The organism is Micromonospora sp. NPDC049139 (genome assembly GCF_055586845.1).
Window position 1 is genome coordinate 1 of sequence record NZ_JBVJHK010000007.1, and the last position, 15,286, is coordinate 15,286.

A 15,286-nucleotide genomic window follows, 5' to 3' on the forward strand; every position below is an offset into this window, starting at 1 on the left:
TGATCATCTTCCCTCGACAAGAAGAATGATCAACCAAGGGCTGTCCCCATGATCAGTCGGGGTCACCGACCAACCCTCGCAGGTTAAAGATCAAGTTAGCCGGAGCAACGTTCGGCCCGCCGCGCAGCCGGCGGTGCCTGATGACCTCGACGGCCAGCGCTACAGCAAGCGCCGCAAGCATCAAGATCCCTGTGAATACGTCAGCGGTGATGCTGGAAGGGCCGGGCAGCAGGCGGTCTACGCCTATTGCGCCGAAGACCACGGCTACACAGAGGTGCGTGGAAGCACGCAGCTTTGCGTCACCGACCTGCCGACCACGCCACTCGACCACTGATGACCTTCGCGCGAGAACCAGCAAAACTAGGAATACTCCGGCATTGAGCACCGCAACGACGCAATTGCCTACGCCGACAAGGATGTGCATGATTCTCATGAACGGAGCCTAACGGGAGTTGCAATAGGCCTGACCGGGTGAAACCTGCATGCCAATCTCGCCATCCCGCCTGCCGCCGACCCGCCCCCCTGGCACATCACCATGCGCGGCTAGTTGCTGGGTCACTCCCGCGATACGACGGACCAAGCCAGCGCAGCTACGGCAACCAGCATTGCTACCGCCGACAAGATGCCCGAGATCAGAAAGGGCATGGGTATGAGCGACGCGCCTTCCAGGATCAGCAGAATCGCGGCAACCAACATGACGCCGACACCAACGCGGACCTGTCGGGATTGCTGGCTCTCCGTCGGATGCGCGGGCCGAGCCCAGGTAACGGGGAACCGTCGCGACACGGCGAGACGGACGCCGAATACGAACAGGAGAAGGAAGAAGATCACGAGCACCAGGCGGAAGGCGACAAAAACGGAGTTCGCGTCTCTCATGCGGCCATCATTCCCTGGGGCGTCAAAGGTCTTTGCACGAGCCATCGCACGACGAGTTGCGGCGGCTGCCTGACCTGCGGAAATGCGGGTGCCTGGGGAGCCGGCCGCCTACCGGTCCGCCACGTCAAGCGGACCGTGACGCACGGACGCCGCCGGAACAGCCTGAGTCGGCTCTCGTGTCACGGACCGCGCCCCCGACGGACACCGCCACAGTGGCGCAGTTGACCCAACCTCGCCCCGGCACCGACCCGGCTCCCGGGGTCGGAGTTGGCCACCGGCGGTCACCCTCCCCGGCCTGCCCGGCTTCCACTTCCACGACCTGCGGCACACGGGTAACACCCTGGCGTCACGTACCGGAGCGAGCCTGGCCGACCTGATGGCCCGGATGGGCCACGCCTCGACCCGCGCCGCGATGATCTATCAGCACACCACCCGCGAGCGTGACGAGCACATCGCTGACGCGCTCAGCTCGCAGATCAAGCAGAGCAGGGATCGGGCACGTAGCGGGCACGGCCAGCGTAAGAAGTGGTAGCAATGATTGAGGCCCCAGTCAGGAAATCTGTCCTGACTGGGGCCTCATGCTGGAGTGGGTGACGGGAATCGAACCCGCACTGTCAGCTTGGGAATTGCCGATGTGGTGCTGGCTACCGGGTTGGCGGCCTGGTCCCGGGGGGTCTCTCGTGGCCCCGACTGGCCCCGCCTGGCCCCGGTCAATGGCACGCTAATGGCATGGTGGGCTGCTTCCCTCGACCGATGCGCGCAGTCGAGGTGGTCGGCCTAGAACCGGTCTCGTGAATACCGACCGTGGCGCTCTCAATGGGGTGGCCGAGGAGAGGGAGCAGGCATGTCGACCGAACCGGAGCCGGGCCCCGCGCCCGAGCACGCGGGACCCCGCTATACCAACGATGATCCGATCATGATGACGGTCGACGGGCAGGAGTTTCGCATTCGTGAGCGTGCTGAGAAGCCTGTTGCATACGACTTCGACTGGCTCAGTGGGCCGCACAACTACGGCTTCACAGCTTCCGGCCCCGCAATGACCCTGCCTGAGATGGAGGAAACCATCCGCAACTTCCTCGCTGGGATCGACCCCGCCACCGGATACCTGAAGGAGTAACTGAGCGGGCATGATCGCTGCGGAACACGATCTGCGGCACACCGGAAACACTCTCGCCGCACGAACCGGGGCGAGCACCCGCGACCTGATGGCGCGGATGGGGCACGACTCATCCCAGGCCGCGTTGATCTACCAGCACGCCACGACTGAGGCGGATCGGGCCATCGCCCAGGCGCTGCACGAGGCGATGCGAGTCGACCGGAAGAAGGCCAAGAAGTCGGCCGACGGCTCGGGCAAGGCCAAGGACACGACCGGCAAGAAGTCGGGCGGCAAGAGGGGCAAGAAGCGGTCGGCGAACCCGGACGGGGCCGGGGATGACCGGGGCTAATGGCACGTCAATGGCACGCGACATGATCGTTTACCTTGGAACATCGAAGGCCCTGGCTGGGACTCGCGTCCTGGCCGGGGCCTTCGATCGTGGAGCGGGTGACGGGAATCGAACCCGCACTGTCAGCTTGGGAAGCTGATGTTCTGCCATTGAACTACACCCGCAGGCGGCACCACTGTACCTGAGACGTCCCGCCGATGCACCCAGGTACCCCTCCGACGCCGCACCGTGTCGCCCGGCGGGCCCCAGGCGACTCGCGGCCACCGCCCGGGAGCTGACCCCGCCACGGCGGCCATGTGTTTCTGTGCCGTGGCCCGCACCGGCCGGCGGACCGGTACACCCGAAGATCGGCGCCACCGAGCATCGGGCAGCGCGAGTCGCTACCGAGAATCACCGTTTCATCGCCAATTGTCGATCACCGGTCAGCGTCGGTCAGGAAAAAGTTTCACCCCTGCAACATATGGCCGTTCTCAAATCCGTCGATCAGTTGTAACGTCTGCCCAACGTTCTCAGCCACGGCGTGACATACCCCCTGTCGCGCCGGCCAGAAAGAGGTGGGCCCATGGGACTCCGTCCCAACCTGCTGACCCGGCGTACGGCCGGCGTCGCGTCGACGACCCTCGCGCTGCTGCTCAGCACCGCCGCCGTGGGCGTCGTACCGGCCGCGTCGGCCTTCTCCGCCGCCCCGAGCGAGGTCTGCGTCGAGCCGGCCGACGTCCACTCGGACTCCCGCATCAAGGCGGGTGGCGCGGCCAAGCACGAGCCGAACGAGCTGACCCTGGCGGAGACCCGCGAGCGCGAGGCCGACCTGGCCGCCGCCCTGCGCGAGCGCGCCCGGTTCCGCACCGGCGCCGGCGCCTCCATCACGGCCACCGTCACGGTCCCGGTCGTGGTGCACGTGATCCAGCGGGACGGCACCCGGGCCGGCGGCAACATCCCGGACTCGATGATCACCTCGCAGATCGACGTGCTGAACCAGTCCTACAGTGGGGCGACCGGTGGCGCGGCCACCGCGTTCAGCTTCCAGCTGCAGAAGATCAACCGGGTGACGAACCCCTCGTGGTACCCGATCGTGCAGGGCTCCTCGGCCGAGCGGCAGATGAAGACCTCGCTGCGCGAGGGCGGCAAGAACACCCTCAACGTCTACCTGGGCGAGCTGAGCAACGACCTGCTCGGCTGGGCGACCTTCCCGACCCGGAAGCTGAGCAGCATGGACGGCGTCGTCGTGCTGAGCGAGTCGCTGCCGGGCGGCACGGCCACCAACTACAACCAGGGCGACACCGGCACCCACGAGGTCGGCCACTGGCTGAACCTCTACCACACCTTCCAGGGCGGCTGCTCCGGCTCGGGTGACAGCGTCAGCGACACCGCGCCCGAGGCATCCCCGGCGTTCCAGTGCCCGACCGGCCGGGACACCTGCACCGCCCCGGGCGTCGACCCGATCACCAACTTCATGGACTACACCTACGACTCCTGCATGCACCAGTTCACCGCCGGGCAGGCCAGCCGCATGCTGACCGCCTGGAACGCGTACCGCGCGGCGTAGTTCCCCCGCACGACCGGTGCCGGCTCCGCTCGACGGGGCCGGCGCCGTCGTCTTCGGGGCGGGGTGGGGGCGGTGCGGCGCCCCGGACGGGGACGGCCCGGGGCGCCGCACCGCGTCTCAGGCGGCCGGGCGGGCGGCGAGGCTGCCACCACTCCCGGACCGCGTCTCGGGCACCACGGCGGTGCCGGCGGCGGCCGCACCGGGGTCGAGCCAGACCTGGACGGCGGGCCGGCCGTGCCCCTCGCCGGCGCCGCCCGCGACGCCCGGCTCCCGACGGGCGAGCATCGCCACGTCGACGGTGAACTCGAACAGCCGCCAGTCGACCTGCGGCGCGGCCCGGTGGCTGCGGGCCAGCCGGGCGACCCGGGCCGGGTCGGTGACCGGCCGGGCGTGGCCGGCGACGTAGGCCTCGTCGTCACTCTCCTCCGGCGGGAAGGAGTGCAGGGCGTAGCGGCCGTCGCGTTCCAGGTCGCGCCGCTTCGGCGAGTCGACCACGAAGCAGAAGAGCCCCTCATCGGTGATCACCGGAGAGACGGGGTGGACCCGGGGCCCGCCGTCGGCGCGGACGGTGGCCAGGTAGCCGAAGCCCGGCCCGTACTGCTGCATGAGGGAGCGGATCCCGTCGGCGAGGCGGGGCTCGTCGGCGGCGAATTCGGACCAGGAAGCCATGCCGACATTCTATCGAACACGTGTACGAACAGGTAGTCCGACACGCAGGCCACGCACATCGCTCGCTAAGGTGGTGCGATGCTGCTCTCCGACCGCGACCTGGTCTCCGAGATCAAGGCGGGCACGCTCGCGCTGGAGCCGTTCGAGCCCACGCTGGTGCAACCGTCCAGCATCGACGTACGCCTGGACAAGCTCTTCCGGGTCTTCAACAACCACCTCTACACCCACATCGACCCGGCGATGCAGCAGGACGACCTGACGTCGATGGTCGAGGTGCCCGAGGGCGAGCCGTTCGTGCTGCACCCGGGCGAGTTCGTGCTCGCCTCGACGCTGGAGGTGATCTCCCTCGGCGACCAGCTCGCCGGGCGGCTGGAGGGCAAGTCGAGCCTGGGACGGCTCGGCCTGCTCACCCACTCCACCGCGGGCTTCATCGACCCGGGCTTCTCCGGCCACGTGACACTGGAGCTGTCCAACGTGGCCAACCTGCCCATCACCCTCTGGCCGGGCATGAAGATCGGTCAGCTCTGCATCTTCCGGCTCTCGTCGCCGGCCGAGCACCCGTACGGCTCGGCCGTCTACGGCTCGCGCTACCAGGGGCAGCGCGGCCCGACCCCGAGCCGCTCCTGGCAGCACTGGCGCACCTGGCCGACCCGCTGACCCGACGGCCGCCTGTTAGGAAGGGGCCCTTCCTCTACCGAATGCGTTAGGAAGGGCCCCTTCCTTACACCTCAGCCGGGGCGGCCGTAACTGTGGATCGGGCCGTCGTCGACCTTCTTCATCTTGACCGGCACCCCGGCTCGGGAGGCGTGCACCACCCAGCCCCCGCCGACGTACATGCCGACGTGGTGCAGGTCGCTGTAGTAGAAGACCAGGTCTCCCGGGCGCAGCTCGCCCCGGGTGACGGTCGCGGTGACCCGGCGCTGCTGCGCGGCGTTGTGCGGGAGCGATACCCCGGCCTTCGCCCAGGCGGCGAGCATCAGGCCCGAGCAGTCGTACGCGTTCGGGCCCTCGGCGCCCCAGACGTAGGGCTTGCCGATCTGGGCGCAGGCGAACTTGACCGCGGTGCCGGCACCGCCACCCGGGTAGCTGGCCGGGCAGGGGGCGGGGCGCAGCGAACCGCCGCCGCCGCTGCCGTAGATCCGCAGCCGCAGCTTCTGCAGCCGGTCGATCTCGGCGTTGATCTGTTTCTTCTTCGCGGCGAGCTGGGCCTCCGTCCGGCCGAGTTGGACGACCATCTCGTCGAGCGGGGCCTTCTTCTCGGCCAGCCGGTCGCGCAGCTCGGCGACCTGCCGCACGTCCTGCTGCTGGTGCTGGGCGAACCGGTCGAGCAGTTCGAGCTGGCCGACCATCTGGTCGGGCGAGCGGCTGCCCAGCAGGGCGTTGACGGCGGAGACGTTCTCGCCCTTGTAGGCGCGGACGGCCAGCGCGCTGACCTCCTCCATCGCCTGCTCGACCTGCCGTTCCAAGGGCTCGATCTGCTTGGCGAGGGCGTCGGCCTGCCTGCGCTTGGCGGCCAGGTCCTGGCGGGTGGCGTTGTGCCGTTCGATGATCGGTTCGAGCTTGTTCCAGTCCTCGTCGATCTGGCGCTCGATCTCGGCGACCGTCGGTTCGGCGTGGGCCGCCGTGGCGCCGCCGGTCAGGACGACGGCGAACGCGGCCAAGGCGGCGAGGGCGGTGGTGCAGCGGTACCAGCGTGGGCGCGGCGCAGCCGTCGTCGGGCCGGCGGGTGCCGACCGTGCCGACGGTGGCCGCGGGGCATGGTGTGCCACCGGGCTCCGTACTCCTTCTTCCCGTACCGCCTACCGGGTTAGCTGACGGGTTCGGGCGGGAAGGGGACGCCCTACCGCAGGTGCTGCGGATTCACCCCGGGGTACCTGGGTCCCCGGCTCGCTCGGGAGCGACTCGGCGGTGTCGGACCGTTACCGCCCCGGATGGACGGACTGTCGCCGGCCGACGAATGACCAGAGTAGAGATGGTCGTTATCGATCCGCAACCCATCGCGCCGTGACACACCGTACTCATGCGGGCCGGTGGAGCGTGTCACTCGGGGCGACGAAATTTTCCTTCTTCGGTAAGTGACGCATGGAAAGGTATTGACCGGAGGTGGCGCCCGGGGCGAAGGTGGCCCCACATTCGCCCGTCCGACCTGGGGGTCTGATGCACCTGTCAGCGACATCGAGGAGCAGACGCGTCCTGCTGGCCGCCGCCGTGGCGGCCGCCCTGGCGGCGACGCCGCTCACCGCCGCCGGAACCGCCGCCGCCGCGCCGACGACCGACCGGCAGCAGCAGTACGCCGCCGCGGCGGCGGAGTACGGCGTGCCGGAGAGCGTCCTGCTCGGAGTCTCCTACCTGCAGTCCCGCTGGGACACCAACGCCGGAACGCCGAGCACCAGCGGCGGCTTCGGACCGATGCACCTCACCGACGCGGAGTACGTCGCCGCCCTGCCCGGGGGTACCCACCACGACGACGGCACCGAGGACCCGCGGGGCGACGACTCCCGCCCGTCCCTGGCCGAGGCGCACGAGCCACCGGACACCCCGCCGCCCGCCGAGGCCTCGCTGCGGACGCTCGACGCCGCCGCCGAGCTGACCGGCGCCAGCGAGGAGGCGCTGCGGACGGACGTCACGGCGAACATCCGGGGCGGCGCGGCGCTGCTGGCCGCGTACCAGAAGCAGATCGGCGCCCCGGTCGGCGCCGACACCGACCCGGCGGCCTGGTACGGCGCGGTGGCCCGCTACTCCGGCGCGGACAGCGCCGACGCCGCGGCGGCCTTCGCCAACGAGGTGTACGCCACCATCGGCGCCGGCGACAGCCGGCTGACCGACGACGGACAGCGGGTCACCCTCGCCGCCCGCGCGGTGCAGCCGGAACGCTCCTGGCTCGACCAGCTGGGCCTGCGCAAGGTCGCCCGGCCCGACGGGCTGGAGTGCCCCGACACGATCTCCTGCGAGTGGATCCCGGCGCCCTACGTGCAGTACGGCCCGGCCGTGGGTGACTACGGCAACCACGACCTCGCCGACCGGCCGGCCCAGCAGAAGATCGAGTACATCGTCATCCACGACACCGAGGGCTACTTCGGGCCCAGCGTCAACCTCGTCAAGGACCCGAGGCGGGTGGGCTGGCACTACACCCTGCGCTCGGTGGACGGCCACATCGCCCAGCACATCAAGACCAAGAACGTCGGCTGGCACGCCGGCAACTGGTACGTGAACGCCAAGTCCATCGGCCTGGAGCACGAGGGCTTCGCGGGGCACGGCACCTGGTACACCGAGGCGATGTACCGCACCTCCGCCAAGCTGGTCCGCCACCTGGCGCTGCGGTACAACATCCCGCTGGACCGGCAGCACATCGTCGGTCACGACAACGTCCCCGGCACCGTCGCCTCGACCGTGCGCGGCATGCACTGGGACCCGGGCCCGTACTGGGACTGGTCGCACTACTTCGACCTGCTCAAGGCGCCGTTCACGTCGACCGCCACGCCGCAGACGGGGCTGGTCACCATCGACCCCGACTTCGCCACCAACCAGCCGCAGTTCACCGGCTGCAACCGGCAGCCGCCGGGCGTGCCGAACCCGCCCCCGCCGGTGGCTCCCTGCCCGCTGCGCGGCTCGTCCGCGGTGATCCTGCACAGCGCGCCGAGCCACGACGCGCCGCTGGTCAACGACATCGCGCTGCGGCCCGACGGCACCCCGAACACCATGTACATCTCCGACCACGGCGCCCGGGCCTCCGCCGGGCAGACGTACGCCCTGGCCGAGGTGCGGGGGGACTGGACCGCGATCTGGTACCTCGGCCAGAAGGCGTGGTTCCACAACCCCGCCTCGAAGCCGACCGCGAAGTGGTCCGTGGGCTTCGTGGTGACCCCGAAGGACGGCAGGGCCACCATCCCGGTCTACGGCCGGGCCTACCCGGAGCAGGCCGCCTACCCGGCCGGCGTGCCCTACCAGCCGATCTCCCCGCTCCAGTACACCCTCTCGGCCGGCCAGCGGTACGCCGTCGGCACGGTGCTCCCCGGCGAGTACTACCGGGCCGTCACGTTCGACGGGTCGTCGCCGGGTGACTGGACGGTGATCCGCGGCGAGAACAGGTACGTGCAGATCCAGTTCGGCCACCGGGTCATGTACGTCAACCTGGACGACGTGAACCTGCTGCCCTCCGCGCTGGACGCGCCCCGCTGACCCACCGCTCGCCCGGGCTGGCGCAGGCCGTCCCCGAGCACGGCGAGGGCCCTCGGTCTACTCGACCGGGGGCCCTCTCCGTTCAGGTGGCGCGGGATCAGCCGGGTCTGCGGAAACCGGCCACCGGCATCGTGTTGATGCTGGAGACGTTGACCGGCTTGCCGGCCCGGGGCGCGTGCACCATCTTGTCGTTGCCGAGGTAGAGGCCGACGTGGTGCAGATCGCTGAAGAAGAACACCAGGTCACCCGGGCGTGCCTCGGAGCGCGGGATGGCCTTGCCCTCGTTCCACTGCGCGCCGGTGAAGTGCGTCAGGTGGATGCCCGCCGCCTTGTAGGCGTACTGGGTCAGACCCGAGCAGTCGAACGAGTTGGGGCCGGTGGCGCCCCAGACGTACGGGTCGCCGACCTGGGCGCAGGCGGTCTTGATGGCGGTCCGGGCCGCCTCGCTGACCACGCCGTTGATGGTCGGGCACTTCTCCGTCTTGACGGTGGTCACCGGCAGCGACGCCTCGAGCTTCTTGATGTCGGCGTCGATCTGCTTCTTCTTCGCCGCCAGGTCGTTCTGCTGCTTGGTCTGCGCCACGATCAGCGCGTCGAGCTTCTGCTTCTCCGCGTCGAACCTGTCGCGGACCTTGGTGACGCCCTCGAGCTGCTTGCGCTCCTGGGCGGCCAGCCGGTCCAGGAGGGTCAGCTGCTCGGTGAGCGTGTCCGGCCTGGCGCTGACCAGCAGCGCGCCGATCTCCTGCGACGGGCCGGTGATGTAGTAACGGGCGGCGAGGTCACCGACCCGGTCCATCGCCAGCTCGGTCTCCAGCGCCAACGGCTGGATCTTCTTCTCCAGGTCCGCCGACTTCTTGCGGTTGACCTTCAGCTGCGCCCGCACCTTGTTGTACTGCTCGATGGTGGGCTCGAGCTGCTCCCACTTCTTGTCGATCGCGGCCTCGATCTCGTCGACCGAGGGCTCGGCGTACGCGGGCGCGGCGAGCACACCGACGCCGACGACCGCGGCGGCGAGGAGGGTGAGCAGACGGTGGGCGGCCCTGCGCAGGCCACCCGGACGAGCAGACCGTCCCGGTGCGTGACGATGAGGGGGCATGGTTGCCACCGGCACCGACTCCTTTTGCAACCCGACCGCCGGGCGCCTCGCACGAGGAAAGAGGGGCGAGACAGACGACCCACAGCGGCCGGTGCCCAACACTAGGGAAGGCGCCGAGCGGAATCAAGGCGACCATCGTTCACATCACGCCTGCGCAACCGTTTGCGTACCAAGGGTGTCGGCCCGGCGACCGACGATGGCGGTCAATACGTCGTCCAACGTCACCACGCCGAGCGGGCGGCGGCCGTCGCTGACCAGCACCATGTGCCGCCGCTCGCGGCGCATCGACAGCAGCAGGTCGGCGAGCGTACGGTCCGGCGGTACCACCGCCAACGGCCGGTAGACCTCCGCCGGCACCGGGGCGCGCCGACTCACCCCGGCGTACCCGAGGACGTCCTTGACGTGCACGAAGCCGAGCACCCGGCGGGTGGACCGCTGCACCACCGGGAAGCGGGACCGGCCTGTCCGGGTGGCCAGCACCTCCAGCGAGGCGGGCGAGACGTCCTCGGCGACGGTGGTCACCGTCGACCAGGGTTGCAGGGCGTCGGCGGCGGTCCGGCTGTGCAGGGCCAGCGCGCCGGTGATCCGGGCGTGCTCCTGGGCGTCGAGCAGACCCTCCGTACGCGCCTGCGCCACCAGCCCGGCCAGCTCCTCCGCCGTGAAGACCGTCTTCACCGCCTCGGTGGCCTCGATCCGCCACAGCCCCAGCACCCGGCGGGCCGCCCACTTCATCGCCAGCAACAGCGGCTTGGTGGCCAGGCAGAACGCCAGCATCGCCGGCCCCAGCCAGAGCGCCGACGGCTCCGGCCCGGCCAGCGTGATGTTCTTCGGCACCATCTCGCCGACCACCGTGTGCAGGAAGACCACCACGCCGAGGGCGAGCACGAAGGCCACCGGGTGGACCGCCCGGTCGGGCAGCCCGGCGGCGTGGAACGCCGGTTCCAGCAGGTGCGCCAGGGCCGGCTCGGCGATCGCGCCCAGCCCCAGCGAGCAGACGGTGATGCCGAGCTGCGCCCCGGCGATCATCAGCGGGATCTGGTTCATCGCCGACAGCGCCCAGCGGGCCCGCTTCGAGGTGGCCGCCAACGGCTCGACCACCGTGCGCCGGGACGCTATCAGCGCGAACTCACTGCCCACGAAGAACGCGTTGCCGAGCAGCAGCGTCACCGTGACCAGCAGCTCAGGCATCGTCGCCCGGCTCCTCGGGGCGAACAACCCGGACCTGCTCGATCCGGTGCCGTTCGACCTCGACGACGGTGAACTCGTAGCCGGAGTCCTCGACCGTCTCGCCGGCCACCGGGATGTGCCCCAGCCGGGCCATCAGGAACCCGGCGAGCGTCTCGTACGGCCCCTCGGAGAGCCGGAAACCGGTCTGCTCGGCCAGCTCGTCGGAGCGCAGCACCCCGTCGACGAGGACGGTCCGCTCCCCGCCCGGCACGGTCAGCTCGACCGGGCCGGCGTCGTCCACCGCGTCCGGGTCGAACTCGTCGGCGATCTCGCCGACCAGTTCCTCCACCAGGTCCTCGGTGGTGACCACCCCGTCGGTGCCGCCGTACTCGTCGACGACGATGGCGAGGTCGGCGCCGGCCACCCGGAGCGCGGCGAGCACCCCGTCGAGGTCCAGGCTCTCCGGGACGTACACCGGCTCGCGGGCCACCGACCCGACCGTGGTCGAGCCCCGCCTGGCCGGCGGCACACCCAGCGCGTCGGGCACCCCGGCGACGCCGGTCACGAGGTCGAGGGTCTCCTCGTACACCGGGAAGCGGGTGCGCCCGGTCTGCCGGGACAGCGCCAGCAGCTCGGCCACCGTGGCGGTGGCGCGTAGCGCGACGACGTCCACCCGCGGGGTCATCGCCTCGGCGGCCCGCTTGTCGCCGAAGCGGATGGTCCGGCGCAGCAGCATCGCGGTGTCCGGCGGCAGCGCGCCGGCCCGTGCCGAGATGGCTGCCAGCAGGCCCAGTTCCTCCGGCGAGCGGGCGCTGGCCAGCTCCTCCTGCGGCTCCACCCCCAGCACGCGGACCATGCGGTTCGCCGAGTCGTTGAGCGCCCTGATCAGCCAGCCGAAGGTGCGGGAGAACGTGCGCATCGGGCCGGCGGTGGCCAGCGCGGTGGGCATCGGCCGGGCCAGCGCGAGGTTCTTCGGGACCAGCTCGCCGAAGAGCATGGAGAGCAGGGTGGCCAGGGCCAGGGCGAGGAGCGGGGTGAACCGGTCGGCGGCGTCCCCGGCGACCGGCCGCAGCAGCGGGGTGAACAGCCGGGCCAGCGCCGGCTCGGCCAGGTAGCCGGTGAGCAGGGCGGTGAGGGTGATGCCGAGCTGTGCCCCGGAGAGCTGGAAGGAGAGCTCCCGCAGCGCCCGGCGTACGGTCGCGGCCCGACCCTCGCCCGAGGTCGCGCGGCGCTCGATCTCGGGCCGGTCCACGGTGACCAGGGCGAATTCGGCCGCGACGAAGAACGCGTTGCCGCCGGTCAGCAGCACGAACCCGACCAGGGGCAGCAGCGTGGTCAGCAGCATGGCATCGATGCTCGTCTCACCTCGGCGCGATTCTCGCACGTCGAGCGCCGGCTGGCCGAGATCGCCGCCGTCTCCTGAACGACGTCGGCGGCGGCACCGCGAGGTGCCACCGCCGACGGGCGTTCCAGGACGTACGCGTCAGCCGGCGACCGGCGCGGTCTCCCTGTCGCCCGGCGCCTGCTCGGGCTTCACCGAGCGGAGCAGCACGCTGGCCACGTCGACGACCTCGACCTGCTCGCCGGCGCCCTTGCCGTTCACCCCGTCGTTGAGCATCGTCGAGCAGAACGGGCAGCCGACCGCGACCGTCCGCGCCCCGGTGGACATGGCCTCCTCGACCCGGTCCACGTTGATCCGCTTGCCGATCTTCTCCTCCATCCACATCCGGGCGCCGCCGGCGCCGCAGCAGAAGGAGCGCTCGCTGTTGCGCGGCATCTCGGTGAGCTCCCCGGCGATGGCGGTGCCCAGCACCTCACGCGGCGGGGCGAACACCCGGTTGTGCCGGCCCAGGTAGCAGGGGTCGTGGTAGGTCACGCCGCCGTCGACCGGCTGCACCGGGGTGAGCTTGCCGGTGGCGACCAGGTGCGCCAGGAGCTGGGTGTGGTGGACCACCTCGAACTCGCCGCCGAGCTGGCCGTACTCGTTGCCCAGCGTGTTGAAGCAGTGCGGGCAGGTGGCGACGATCTTGCGCTTGCTCTTCTCCCGGCCCTCGAACGCCTCGTTGAGGGTCTCGACGTTCTGCTGGGCGAGCATCTGGAAGACGAACTCGTTGCCGATCCGGCGGGCCGGGTCGCCGGAGCACGTCTCGCCCTCGCCGAGGATCGCGAACGTGACGCCCGCCTCGTTGAGCAGCGTGGCGACCGCCCGGGTGGTCTTCTTGGCCCGGTCCTCGAACGCGCCGGCGCAGCCGACCCAGAAGAGGTACTCGAAGTCGTCGACCTCGCCGACCCGCGGCACCTCGAAGTCCAGGCCCTTGGTCCAGTCCTCGCGGGTGTTCTGCGGGGCGCCCCACGGGTTGCCCTTGTTCTCCAGGTTGCGCAGCATCACGCCGGCCTCCGACGGGAAGCTCGACTCGATGAGCACCTGGTAGCGGCGCATGTCAACGATGTGGTCGACGTGCTCGATGTCGACCGGGCACTGCTCGACGCAGGCGCCGCAGGTGGTGCAGGACCAGAGCACGTCCGGGTCGATGACGCCGCCTTCCTCGGCCGTGCCGATCAGCGGTTTGTCGCCCTCGGCCAGGGCGAGCACGTCGACGTGGGCGAGCTGCGCGGCGGTGGCCTTCTCCTCGCCGGTCAGGTCCTTGCCGCCGCCGGCCAGCAGGTACGGCGCCTTGGCGTACGCGTGGTCGCGCAGGCTCAGCACCAGCAGCTTCGGCGACAGCGGCTTGCCCGTGTTCCAGGCGGGGCACTGCGACTGGCAGCGGCCGCACTCGGTGCAGGTGCTGAAGTCCAGCAGGCCCTTCCAGCTGAACTGCTCGACCTGGGCGACGCCGAACTGGTCGGACTCCGGGTCGGCCTCCTCGAAGTCGAGCGGCTTCCCCTGGCTCGTCATCGGGCGCAGCGCGCCGAGGCCGGAACCGGCCGGCTTGGCCGGCTCGCGCTTGAAGAAGATGTTGGGGAACGCCAGGAAGCGGTGCCAGGCGACGCCCATGGTGACGTTCAGCGAGATGACGATCAGCCACGTCATCGAGATGACGATCTTGATGAGCGCCGCGACGCTGGCCCCGTCCTGCCAGTCGGGCAGCACGGCGCCGACAGCGTGGCTGACCGGGGTGGCCCAGAGCGAGTACTCGAAGTGGTCGGTGGCGACCTTGAAGCCGCGGATCACGAACCCGAAGATCAGGACCAGCAGCACGATCCACTCGACGAAGTAGCCCTGCCACATCGTCGAACCGGTGAACCGCGAGCGACCACCCGGACGGGTCGGACGGTTGCGCAGGCGGATCGCCATCAGCACCATGATGCCGACCACGCCCAGCACGCCGATGATCTCGGTGCCCAGGCCGAAGATCGTCCAGTGCCCGATGATCGGCAGACCACCGGTCGGGGTGACCACCTCGAAGTACGCCTCGAGCACCAGCAGCGACAGCACGATGAAGCCGACCATCACGAACCAGTGCGCGGCACCCACCACGCTCCACTTCAGCATGCGGGTGTGACCGAGGGTCTCCACCAGCATCTTCCGGGTGCGGGCGCCCTTGTCGCTGAACCGCTCCGGAGCGGGTTGCCCGAGCCGGATGACGGCCGTCATCTTCATGACCGCGCGTACCGCAAGCCACACCGCCACGGCGGTGATGGCGAACGCGAGGATCGTGGTGACGATCTGGACGCTGCCCATCGAGTTGGCCTCCCGGTCTGCTGCCTGTCGAGCGGCTCGGCGACCGGGGCCGGATCAGGGGGCGGTCGGCGAGCCGCCGCCACCGCACCCTCGACCGGACCGGTCGATGACCTCGCTCCGCTCGGTCATGCAGTGCAGCCTACGCGCAAGGTTACCCAGCGGTAACGTGAGTCATCTCGCACTCCGGCCGCGCCGCCCTGCGCACACCATAGGTGGCCCGACCCGAAACCGCCGGTCAGGGTCTCCGCCGAGTGACACACGTGCGGCGCCGCCCCGGGCGGCGCGGGTGGCCCGGCGCCAAGCGGTCGCCGGGCGGGGCCGCTCAGCGCCAGCGGGAGAGCAGAATCAGGGAGGCGACCATCGCGCCGAAGCCCACCGCGAGGTTCCAGTAACCCCACGACATGACCGGGTACTCCTGCTCGGAGAGGTAGTAGACCACCAGCCAGCCGATGCCGAAGACGATGAGGCTGACCGCCGAGATCGGCAGCCACACCGGGCTAGGCTTGCGCGTCGCCGCCGTCGCCGTCGGACGGACGTCCGTCGGCGGGGTGTACACCTTCTTCTTGCGGACCTGAGACTTGGGCACGACGCTCTCCAGAGGGGGTGACGACCTCGTCCGGCCTGAC

At 70.3% G+C, this 15,286-nt stretch carries 13 protein-coding genes, 1 tRNA gene, 2 pseudogenes and 1 riboswitch; of the genes and pseudogenes, 6 read left to right on the forward strand and 10 right to left on the reverse strand.

What is annotated here, in order from left to right:
* Positions 1-52: 52 nt before the first annotated feature.
* Entirely contained in the window at positions 53-433 is a 381-nt protein-coding gene (locus tag ACZ6Q9_RS14950) for a hypothetical protein (RefSeq protein ID WP_396829187.1), read from the reverse strand.
* Positions 434-555: 122 nt separating this feature from the next.
* Positions 556-876, reverse strand: a complete 321-nt coding sequence (locus ACZ6Q9_RS14955) for a hypothetical protein (protein ID WP_393259670.1) — start codon at positions 874-876, stop codon at positions 556-558.
* A 286-nt stretch (positions 877-1,162) separates the two neighbouring features.
* On the opposite strand from ACZ6Q9_RS14955, the pseudogene ACZ6Q9_RS14960 reads away from it, so the two are divergent.
* The 3 genes and pseudogenes from ACZ6Q9_RS14960 to ACZ6Q9_RS14970 form a co-directional block, all read left to right on the forward strand.
* A pseudogene (locus ACZ6Q9_RS14960) lies at positions 1,163-1,408 on the forward strand (tyrosine-type recombinase/integrase); the annotation flags it as partial.
* A gap of 312 nt (positions 1,409-1,720) precedes the next feature.
* Positions 1,721-1,993, forward strand: coding sequence for a hypothetical protein (locus ACZ6Q9_RS14965; RefSeq protein WP_393259669.1), 273 nt, complete (start codon positions 1,721-1,723; stop codon positions 1,991-1,993).
* Positions 1,994-2,018: 25 nt separating this feature from the next.
* Positions 2,019-2,321 (forward strand): annotated as a pseudogene (locus tag ACZ6Q9_RS14970) (hypothetical protein); the annotation flags it as partial.
* A gap of 90 nt (positions 2,322-2,411) precedes the next feature.
* Here ACZ6Q9_RS14970 and ACZ6Q9_RS14975 read toward each other — a convergent pair.
* Positions 2,412-2,485 (reverse strand) — tRNA-Gly (locus ACZ6Q9_RS14975).
* Positions 2,486-2,883: 398 nt separating this feature from the next.
* On the opposite strand from ACZ6Q9_RS14975, the gene ACZ6Q9_RS14980 reads away from it, so the two are divergent.
* A complete protein-coding gene (locus ACZ6Q9_RS14980) occupies positions 2,884-3,867 on the forward strand; it encodes a zinc metalloprotease (RefSeq protein WP_393259666.1) in 984 nt (327 codons plus the stop codon).
* Positions 3,868-3,984: 117 nt separating this feature from the next.
* On the opposite strand, the gene ACZ6Q9_RS14985 is transcribed toward ACZ6Q9_RS14980, so the two are convergent.
* Positions 3,985-4,536, reverse strand: coding sequence for a pyridoxamine 5'-phosphate oxidase family protein (locus ACZ6Q9_RS14985; RefSeq protein ID WP_396829189.1), 552 nt, complete (start codon positions 4,534-4,536; stop codon positions 3,985-3,987).
* 78 nt (positions 4,537-4,614) lie between these two features.
* Between ACZ6Q9_RS14985 and dcd the strand changes: the two genes are divergently transcribed.
* Positions 4,615-5,193: a dCTP deaminase gene (gene dcd, locus ACZ6Q9_RS14990; protein ID WP_350683119.1), complete on the forward strand. Its 579-nt coding sequence runs from the start codon at positions 4,615-4,617 to the stop codon at positions 5,191-5,193.
* Positions 5,194-5,264: 71 nt separating this feature from the next.
* On the opposite strand, the gene ACZ6Q9_RS14995 is transcribed toward dcd, so the two are convergent.
* Positions 5,265-6,305: a C40 family peptidase gene (locus ACZ6Q9_RS14995; RefSeq protein WP_466021406.1), complete on the reverse strand. Its 1,041-nt coding sequence runs from the start codon at positions 6,303-6,305 to the stop codon at positions 5,265-5,267.
* Positions 6,306-6,317: 12 nt separating this feature from the next.
* A riboswitch (cyclic di-AMP (ydaO/yuaA leader) is annotated at positions 6,318-6,454 on the reverse strand.
* Between the two features lie 239 nt (positions 6,455-6,693).
* Between ACZ6Q9_RS14995 and ACZ6Q9_RS15000 the strand changes: the two genes are divergently transcribed.
* Positions 6,694-8,715, forward strand: coding sequence for an N-acetylmuramoyl-L-alanine amidase (locus ACZ6Q9_RS15000; RefSeq protein ID WP_396829190.1), 2,022 nt, complete (start codon positions 6,694-6,696; stop codon positions 8,713-8,715).
* Between the two features lie 97 nt (positions 8,716-8,812).
* Here the strand turns inward: ACZ6Q9_RS15000 and ACZ6Q9_RS15005 are convergent, their stop codons facing one another.
* The 5 genes from ACZ6Q9_RS15005 to ACZ6Q9_RS15025 all read right to left on the reverse strand — a co-directional run bounded on the left by ACZ6Q9_RS15005 (position 8,813) and on the right by ACZ6Q9_RS15025 (position 15,246).
* Positions 8,813-9,826, reverse strand: a complete 1,014-nt coding sequence (locus ACZ6Q9_RS15005; protein WP_396829191.1) for a C40 family peptidase — start codon at positions 9,824-9,826, stop codon at positions 8,813-8,815.
* Positions 9,827-9,955: 129 nt separating this feature from the next.
* Positions 9,956-10,999 (reverse strand): hemolysin family protein, encoded by a 1,044-nt coding sequence (locus ACZ6Q9_RS15010; protein WP_393457489.1) that lies wholly within the window; start codon positions 10,997-10,999, stop codon positions 9,956-9,958.
* Entirely contained in the window at positions 10,992-12,323 is a 1,332-nt protein-coding gene (locus ACZ6Q9_RS15015) for a hemolysin family protein (protein WP_393457492.1), read from the reverse strand. Before ACZ6Q9_RS15015 ends, ACZ6Q9_RS15010 begins: the two co-directional genes overlap by 8 nt.
* 138 nt (positions 12,324-12,461) lie before the next feature.
* Positions 12,462-14,660 (reverse strand): (Fe-S)-binding protein, encoded by a 2,199-nt coding sequence (locus ACZ6Q9_RS15020; RefSeq protein ID WP_393259657.1) that lies wholly within the window; start codon positions 14,658-14,660, stop codon positions 12,462-12,464.
* Between the two features lie 322 nt (positions 14,661-14,982).
* Positions 14,983-15,246, reverse strand: coding sequence for a cell division protein CrgA (locus tag ACZ6Q9_RS15025; protein ID WP_350702307.1), 264 nt, complete (start codon positions 15,244-15,246; stop codon positions 14,983-14,985).
* Positions 15,247-15,286 lie beyond the last annotated feature (40 nt).